Origin of the sequence: Thalassobacterium sedimentorum (assembly GCF_031127905.1) — a bacterium.
Lineage (GTDB): Bacteria > Verrucomicrobiota > Verrucomicrobiia > Opitutales > Coraliomargaritaceae > Thalassobacterium > Thalassobacterium sedimentorum.
Window position 1 is genome coordinate 174,983 of sequence record NZ_JARXIC010000006.1, and the last position, 8,196, is coordinate 183,178.

At 49.5% G+C, this 8,196-nt stretch carries 6 protein-coding genes; all 6 read left to right on the forward strand.

Annotated features, from left to right (window positions below; translation table 11 throughout):
* The first annotated feature begins 24 nt into the window (after positions 1-24).
* The 6 genes from thrS to QEH59_RS05620 all read left to right on the forward strand — a co-directional run bounded on the left by thrS (position 25) and on the right by QEH59_RS05620 (position 8,056).
* Positions 25-1,866, forward strand: coding sequence for a threonine--tRNA ligase (thrS, locus tag QEH59_RS05595; RefSeq protein WP_308984377.1), 1,842 nt, complete (start codon positions 25-27; stop codon positions 1,864-1,866).
* Positions 1,867-2,229: 363 nt separating this feature from the next.
* On the forward strand, positions 2,230-2,958 hold the full coding sequence (locus QEH59_RS05600) for a hypothetical protein (RefSeq protein ID WP_308984378.1): 729 nt from the start codon (positions 2,230-2,232) through the stop codon (positions 2,956-2,958).
* Between the two features lie 20 nt (positions 2,959-2,978).
* Positions 2,979-3,797 carry a hypothetical protein gene (locus QEH59_RS05605; protein WP_308984379.1) on the forward strand — a complete coding sequence of 273 codons (819 nt, stop codon included), beginning with the start codon at positions 2,979-2,981 and terminating at the stop codon, positions 3,795-3,797.
* Positions 3,798-3,848: 51 nt separating this feature from the next.
* Complete coding sequence (locus QEH59_RS05610) at positions 3,849-5,168, forward strand: alkaline phosphatase D family protein (protein ID WP_308984380.1); 1,320 nt, start codon at positions 3,849-3,851, stop codon at positions 5,166-5,168.
* Positions 5,169-5,544: 376 nt separating this feature from the next.
* Entirely contained in the window at positions 5,545-6,960 is a 1,416-nt protein-coding gene (locus QEH59_RS05615; RefSeq protein WP_308984381.1) for a hypothetical protein, read from the forward strand.
* 322 nt (positions 6,961-7,282) lie between these two features.
* On the forward strand, positions 7,283-8,056 hold the full coding sequence (locus QEH59_RS05620; protein ID WP_308984382.1) for a M90 family metallopeptidase: 774 nt from the start codon (positions 7,283-7,285) through the stop codon (positions 8,054-8,056).
* Positions 8,057-8,196: the final 140 nt, after the last annotated feature.

Genomic DNA, 8,196 nt, shown 5'->3' on the forward strand with positions numbered 1-8,196 from the left:
AATTTTTTGACTTTTTTGACCACTATGAAAGATATGTCCCCACTTGAGGAACTGCGCCACTCTTGCTCGCACGTGCTTGCCACTGCTATTCTCCGTCTGTTTCCGGAGACTCAACTCGACATCGGCCCGCCTACTGAAAACGGTTTTTACTATGATATCGATCTGGATAAGAAGCTGGATGCCTCCGACCTCGAAGCAATCGAAGCGGAGATGAAGAAGGTCATTAAGGAAAACCAAAAATTCATACGAGTGGAATGCTCCCGCGAAGAGGCGATCGCTAAGATTAAAGAAATCGGCCAGGAGCGCTACAAGCTCGGCCGTCTGGACGACATTCCAGAGGGAGAAGCGATTAGCTTCTATCAAAACGGGGAGTTTATCGACCTTTGCGCGGGCTCGCATGTCGGTTACACAAAAAAGATTAAAGCCTACAAATTGCTTTCGATTGCCGGCGCGTACCACCGCGGCGATGAGAAAAACAAACAGTTACAACGCATCTACGGCACCGCATTTGCCAGTAAAGACGAATTAACTGAATATTTGGAGCGTTTGGAACAAGCCAAGGCCCGCGATCACCGCAAGCTGGGCAAAGAACTTAAACTCTTCCACATCGATGAAGCTGTGGGCGCGGGTATGGTGCTTTGGACACCCAATGGAGCTGTAATCCGTCAGGAGTTACAAAATTTCATCTCCGAGGAACTGCGCATGGCGGACTACGATCAAGTCTTTACGCCACACATCGGCAAACTCGGGCTCTACCGAACCTCAGGCCATTTCCCCTATTATAAGGACTCACAATTTCCTCCTATTGTAGAGCCAGGCACAGTTGATCGTCTCGCGCAGGAAGGTTGCTCGTGTGCGGATCTTTCTAATCAGCTCGATAGCGGCGAAATAGACGGTTATTTACTTAAGCCCATGAACTGTCCGATGCATATCAAGATCTTCGACAGTCAGCCTCACTCATACCGCGATCTGCCGGTTCGTTTGGCAGAATTTGGTACGGTCTATCGTTGGGAACAGTCGGGCGAGCTCAATGGCATGACACGTGTACGCGGCTTCACTCAAGACGATGCCCACTTATTCTGTACCGAAGATCAAATCAGTCAGGAAATTAAAGGCTGTTTAGACCTCGTCAAATTGGTATTCAACACACTTGGTATGTCAGACTACCGCGTCCGCATCGGACTGCGGGACCCGGACTCCACAAAATACGTGGGCGATGCAGCCCAGTGGGACAAGGCAGAAGCGGCGTTGCGCGAAGCTGCACAAACTCTGGATGTAGACTTCGTAGAAGAGCCCGGCGAAGCCGCATTCTATGGTCCGAAAATCGACTTTGTGGTCAAAGATGTAATTGGTCGCGAATGGCAACTGGGAACAGTCCAAGTAGATTACAACCTCCCCGAGCGCTTCGATCTGAGCTACATCGGCGCGGATAACGAAAAGCACCGTCCGGTTATGATCCACCGTGCGCCCTTCGGTTCCATGGAACGCTTCTGTGGTGTGCTTATCGAGCATTTCGCGGGCAATTTCCCAACTTGGCTAGCCCCCGAGCAAGTACGCATCCTGCCGATGAACGACGAACTGGTACCGCAGGCACGTGAAATTGAGAAATTACTAAAAGTAGCCAAGATCCGAGTCACAGTAGATGCAGTAGCTGATAAACTCGGAGCTAAAATACGCAAGTGCCACATTGACAAGGTGCCACACTTCCTGGTTTTAGGCCGTCAAGAAGCCGAACAAGGCCTGGTCAAAGTGAATTCGCGCACCAATGCTTCGCTAGAAGGACTCAAAACGCCCGCGGAGTTCATGACAGATCTATTGCAACACATTGCCAATAAAACACTTCCCGAACCGAAGGAATCAAAGTAACACAGCTTCCCACCAGGCCTGGCGATGACATGTGCGCATCGTCAGACTCGGATGGCGCATGCGATGTCCCCCATCCATACCTGCATTGAGCCTGCCGGCAATGTTATATGGCGACGCTTTAGCGGTACCTTACCGCTCGCTCAGCGCAGCGATATAAATAAAATAGGACACATTCGAGATAGGAATGTGAGCATAGCCACACCAAGCAACAGCATTAATATTACTAGAAGCAACTGGTAATCAGCAGCTTCTTCTTCATTTAAACTTTTCTGCAAATTAAAAGCAGCGCAGAACTGCAAAAGGGGGTTGATTTTTAAGATCAATGCGAGCAAATTTCAGCCCCATGCGGAACAACCGCAGGTTATGAGCGATCCAAATTTCGACCATTCTGAAGGCGACTGGGAAGAATTCTCCAGTGAACCATACTGGAGCGAGTCCCAGTGGCGAAACTATCTTAAAGGTTCCGACCAGGATACTGTGCGCTTCCTCTCGATTTATAATAGCGTTAAGCATAAGCCCAATCACTTGGATGAGGTCGCCTCATTGATGGGCTGGGATGCAGAAGACATCTCCATGACCGATGACTTTAGCTTTTTAGAAAATGCTCAGGACACCGAGGATGCTCAAAACGAAAGCAATGCCACCAATGAAGAAGCTGATGGCAGCGATGAACATGAAGGTGCTCCCTACACATTGCACCGACATCCCGTGTATGTGGTCACACGCTCGCTTTATCGCTACCTCCACCAGAGCTGGGAACACTTCATGCTACACAGTGAGTATGCAATTTCCCCCAAACTTAGCTGGGACTATGCAAACAGCCTGCACCAAGCGGAAATGAACGTCTTACTTTCAATCCAAGCCTTGGACCTGGGAGACTTCGGTCTCTCGATATGTCATCTTAAAAATAGTTTAAGTGCGCTCAACCAGACTTTAAACCTCCTCAACCAGCTCACCCACAGTAACACAAATTTGGTGAACGGCTTCCGTGATGAAGCGCGTATTCGCCTCTTTGATTTACGTGAACTGTGGATACGTGTCATGGGAGATTGCCGGCATGAATGCCAGCGTCGTCCCGGTGATCAGGACTAGTGCTCCATCTGGATGCTGCAATGAGCTCTCTACGTAGCTACCTGTTCCGGCTGACGCATGCCACGCCCGAACGTAAAGCCAGTCGCGCCCATCTGAAACAAGCCAAGGCCGGAGACTGTGAGGCATACTTAGCCTTAGTCGCCAACTATTTGGACTTGTCACTGGTGTATTTCGGTGGCTGCCTGCGCGAGTCTCCCGAAATACGCTACGATCGAGTCGCCCAAGTGTTTACAGCGCTATGGCGACATTTGCGCTATGCCGAGCGCGTTTCGGACTTCGAATATATGCTGGCCAGTGCGCTACTGGAGAATGCCCCCAACGGCACCATTACTTCAACAGAGGCCTTAGTGACCAAACTACGCCTGCTAGCCCCCAAGAACCGCTTCGCCTTTATCGCTTACGAATTCGAAAACTGGCATTTACGCTGGGTCGCCCTACTCATGCGTATTCGTCCACGTGCCTTGCACCGCCTACTTTCTGAGGCCCGCTGCGAGCTATGTGGCGTCAGCTGGCAATCACTCTCGGCTGAAGAACGCGAATGCCTGGAAGCAATCAGCATCGCGATGAATGACTCCCCAAATCTACGCGTGAACAAAGAACTCTGCCGCCGAGTGGCCACCTTCCCACGCGTGAGTGAGATCAAGGCGCTTTGGCTCGAATTACGCCCGCAACTGGTTGAAGTACGACACCGATATTTACTCGAACCTGAAGATCGTGAACAGCTGCTAGGCAACATTTTTAAATCCATTCAAATCGCCCCAATGAATCAGCCACCACTGGTGCACCGTGTCGTCAATACTGTCCATTTTTCACGCCAGGTTAAAATTAAGGTTTCTTGACCCCAGCAGCTGGATGGATACCTCAGTGGTATTCTAAATATCCCCACAATCATGTATCGAATTCTATCTAATTGTTTTTCCTGCTTACTACTCAGTGTCGCCACGCTCCAAGCCGATTTAATAAATGGTCCAATGTTGAGCCATCTGGACATGCGCGAGGCTAAAATATGGGTGCAAACGGATGCGCCCGCGCAAATACGTATCGCCTATGCCGTCAATGGCAACGAAAACGCCTTAGTATGGAGCCCTGCGATCCAAACCGACAGCTCTCAAGCGCACACAGCTGTGGCCACACTCGACCAAATTGAACCAGGTCAGAAATACAGCTACCGAGTCGAAATCGATGGTGAACTAGCCACGGCGCCAGCTAAATTTACCAGCCCCGTATATTACCATGACCGCACCCCCCCCCCCGATTTTAAGATTGCCGTAGGCGGTGCGCATTATGCTATAGAGGATGGCTATGAGCCCCCCTATCAAGTGCTCGGTGGTGGATACGACATATTTAGCACTATCACAAATGCTAAACCTGAGCTAATGATTTGGGCTGGCAACACCGCTCGCTTGCGTGCAAGTGATTGGAGTACTCGCAGTGGCTATCTCAAACGTTTCGCTCACGCACGCTCCATTCCACAACTTAAAACGCTACTGCAAAGTGTGCCGAATTACGCCACTTGGAGTTTTGGGGACTTTGGCGCGCCAAATGGCGGTCAACAAAGTGCCCATCGCAGTATTGCAGAATCCAGTTTTGAAGCCTTTTGGCCTCGCCCGATTGAAGTGGCGCAGTTGGACGGTATCGCGACGCAATTTCGCTACGCCGATGTTGATTTTTTCATGTTGGACGTGATCAGCTACCGCAATGTAACTCCCGATACATCTACTCGGATGCAAATTCTCGGGCCCGAGCAAATCACATGGTTACGCCAAGCACTGCTTGAGAGTACTGCCACCTTTAAGATAATAATTGCAGGCGCCCCCATTTTAAATCCTGCGGATTCACCCCAAAACCTTAGCTATGCGGAACGGGAACATACGGAATTACTCCAGATGTTACGCGAAGCCAAGATTTCAGGTTTATTCTTTATCAGTGGCGGAAAAAATTATGGCGAACTCACCCGCCTCGTACACGCAAACAGCTACAATCTCTACGATCTCACCTTAGGCCCCTTAACAGCCCGTCCCGGAGAGAACACCGACGAACTCAACTTCTTCCGCCAGCCGGGCAGCAGTATCTTCGAACGTCACTTTGCACTGATTGAATTCAGCGGCAGCGAAGAAGAGCGCACCCTCACAATACGAGTCATGAGTATGGAGGGCAAAGAACTCTGGAACCGCAGCATCCCCGCGAATACCTTACAACCCGCGAATTAAGGCAATCGGACACTCCTCCGTAGTTACATCGCAAAGGCGATTCGCGATTCTAAGCTTCAGGATGCACCAAGTCGCTTCCATCCACCCGGAAATGCAAGCGATAGATTCCCAGTCGCTGAACGTAGCGATCGCTTGTCGATGCGCTCAATACTCAAAACAATGAGCACTGGCACACAACAGACAAGTGAGTAAAGAGTGGGAATAAAACAAAACCCAAGTGGGTCTACATTTGCGACCACAAGGGACCTAGACCTCTGTGATGAACATAATGACAACCAAATCACAGAAAAAATGAAAACTCTAAAACTGGGTCCACTAGAAGCGACGCAATCGAGTATCTCCTTGCTGCAACAGCAAATTCCATTGGAGCGTTAAAATGAACTCGGCACAGAACGCAGCACTTTGGATACTCGCGATCGCCTACATGGCAATTATTTGGCGCATCGCCCCCAAGGGCGTGAGCGCCTCTGGCTTTTTCAATGGAAAACATACAAATGGCCAGGCCCCCTCATTCTGGCTGCTAGTTGCCAGTGCCGCAATTTCCTGGATTTTTGCTAAATCCATCATTAACGCGGCCAACTTAGCCAATGCATTCGGCTTTTGGGGCGGTGTGAGCTACGCGGTCTACTATCTAAGTTTCATTGTTGCTGGCATCGCCTTCTACCTGATCCGAACTCGCAGCCAATACACATCGTTGCCAGCCTTCTTACATGGGAAATACGGGCAAGTAGGCATGCGCCTGTTTCTAATCGCCGTGGGGATCCGGCTCTACAATGAAATCTGGTCCAATACCAAGGTGGTGGGTAGCTTTTTCGGAGAAGAAGGCGGCCCTGCTTACTGGTTGGCAGTGCTAGTCTTCACCATATTCACCGTAATCTATACCTGGCGCGGTGGCTTGCGATCCAGCCTATTGACCGATGCTCTACAAATGTGTTTTGCAGGCTTATTACTTGCCATAACACTCTTCGTCATCTCACCTCCTCTGCTACAAGAGTGGCCAAAGTCGACTCCGGAGATGAATAGCTCCGCACTCACCTTTGCCCTACTGGCCTTATTACAGATTTTCAGCTACCCTTTTCATGATCCGGTCATGACCGACCGCGCCTTCATCACCAACCCGCGCACCATGCTAATCGGCTTCATTCTAGCAGGTATCATTAGTGGCGCATTCATAGTTCTCTTTAGTTTGGTGGGTGTGTTCGCCACACAGCAAGGCTATGTAGGCGGCAATGTCACACTGAGTGTATCAACAGCCCTAGGTCTACCAATGCTATTAATCTTTAATGTAATGATGCTGACCAGTGCGGGTTCGACACTCGACTCCACCTTCTCGAGTGCAGGTAAACTCAGCGTTCTAGACTGGAGCCAGCAAACAACCATTTCTCAAAATACTGTAGGCCGAGCCAAATGGACTATTATCGGCTTAGCCATCATCGGCAATTTACCCCTTTTAAGCATTTACTTGGGCGATCAACTGGGCCCAGCAATCATCGCTGCAACCACTATTAGTGGCACCATGGTCATGGGACTGGCACCGATAATCTTACTTAGCTTTTTACCCACCAGTCCACTCAACTTCCACCTAGCATTCTGGCCGGGGCTGCTACTGGGCAGCCTACTCGCCTTCGTTCCCTCACTTTTTCCTGCATGGGTAGCCATCGGTTCAGGAAAATATGCGCTAGCCACTGGGGTAAATCTTTATGGCATAGTCCTCTGCACCACCGGCTTTTTGATCGCGAGCCTTAATACGCATTTTAAATTAAGCCCTTTGCGCGCAAAGGCAGACGCATAGATTGCGCCAAATCCACTAGTTAGCTGAACGAATTTAAGACGATCCGCAATTTAGAAGCCAATTCAATGTCCGCACAAAAGCACACTCCACAGTGATTAGATCACACACACAACATAAGGCACGTACACTATAAAAATAAAATACCGAATTCACCTCGCAATCGACTCGATTGCCTGAAATCACCTCGATTCCCACTAGTTAAGCTAAATTACATAACCGTTTTCCATTCATCGGGCTTAGAGCCTACACCGTCTTTTAACAATGAAGATCATTAGGTTTTTCATTCGCACTCTGCCGTAGACAACGCTGAATTAAGCAACACATGAGCATTCTAGAAAAACTCAAACACTACTTCGCAGGCAAACCCTCCGAAATCATCTTTAAAGATGAGTGGATTCGCTATTTACAGAATAACCTTCCACTTTACACTTTCCTTCCGCAGGATCTGCGCGAACGCCTACACCACAAAATCAGCCAGTTTGTCAGCGCCACATTCTTCGAAGGCTGTAATGGTCTCGAACTCGACGATGAGATGATCCTGACTGTTTCCGCACAAGCTTGCATCCTCGTTCTCAATCATGAGGGACGTCCTTATCCTGAGCTAAACACCGTATTACTCTACCCAACGGCCTTCACAACAAACTCCGAAAGTGTGGGCCCAGGTGGCACTGTGATCCAAAGAGAAGTCAAATGTCTCGGCGAATCCTGGTCAAACGGCACCGTGATACTGGCATGGGACTCCGTGCAACACGGCGCTCAGAACATCTACGATGGCCACAACGTCACCCTACACGAGTTTGCCCACCAACTGGACTCACGAGACGGTGACACAGATGGCGTCCCCCTGCTTCCAAGTAAAGAAGCCTATCAGACCTGGGCAACCGTACTAGGAGAGCATTGCAGCACATTTATCAATCGCGTACAGCGTCAACAAAAGACGCTACTCGATCCCTATGGAGCCACCAACCCTGCAGAATATTTTGCCGTCGCTACCGAAACTTTTTTCGAAAAATCCCGTCAATTAAAAAGAAAGCAGCCCGGGCTCTATCATGAGCTAGAAGCCTTCTATCGGTTGGATCCAGCCAGTTGGTTCTAACACCACTTCTAAGATTATATGATCTATAAGCTTGGCCTTTACGTAGCCTCGAAACTTTGTTTCGGGGAGCGATCGGCATCGCCCCGGTTCCTAGAACCGAGGTTACAAAAGATATATCTATTAGGACCAAACTTTTTTCG

What these genes read in the sequence shown, in the direction of transcription:
- thrS (WP_308984377.1), top strand. Translation starts at nt 25, where the DNA reads ATGAAAGATATGTCCCCACTTGAGGAACTGCGCCACTCTTGCTCGCAC.
- QEH59_RS05600 (WP_308984378.1), top strand. Translation starts at nt 2,230, where the DNA reads ATGAGCGATCCAAATTTCGACCATTCTGAAGGCGACTGGGAAGAATTC.
- QEH59_RS05605 (WP_308984379.1), top strand. Translation starts at nt 2,979, where the DNA reads ATGAGCTCTCTACGTAGCTACCTGTTCCGGCTGACGCATGCCACGCCC.
- QEH59_RS05610 (WP_308984380.1), top strand. Translation starts at nt 3,849, where the DNA reads ATGTATCGAATTCTATCTAATTGTTTTTCCTGCTTACTACTCAGTGTC.
- QEH59_RS05615 (WP_308984381.1), top strand. Translation starts at nt 5,545, where the DNA reads ATGAACTCGGCACAGAACGCAGCACTTTGGATACTCGCGATCGCCTAC.
- QEH59_RS05620 (WP_308984382.1), top strand. Translation starts at nt 7,283, where the DNA reads ATGAGCATTCTAGAAAAACTCAAACACTACTTCGCAGGCAAACCCTCC.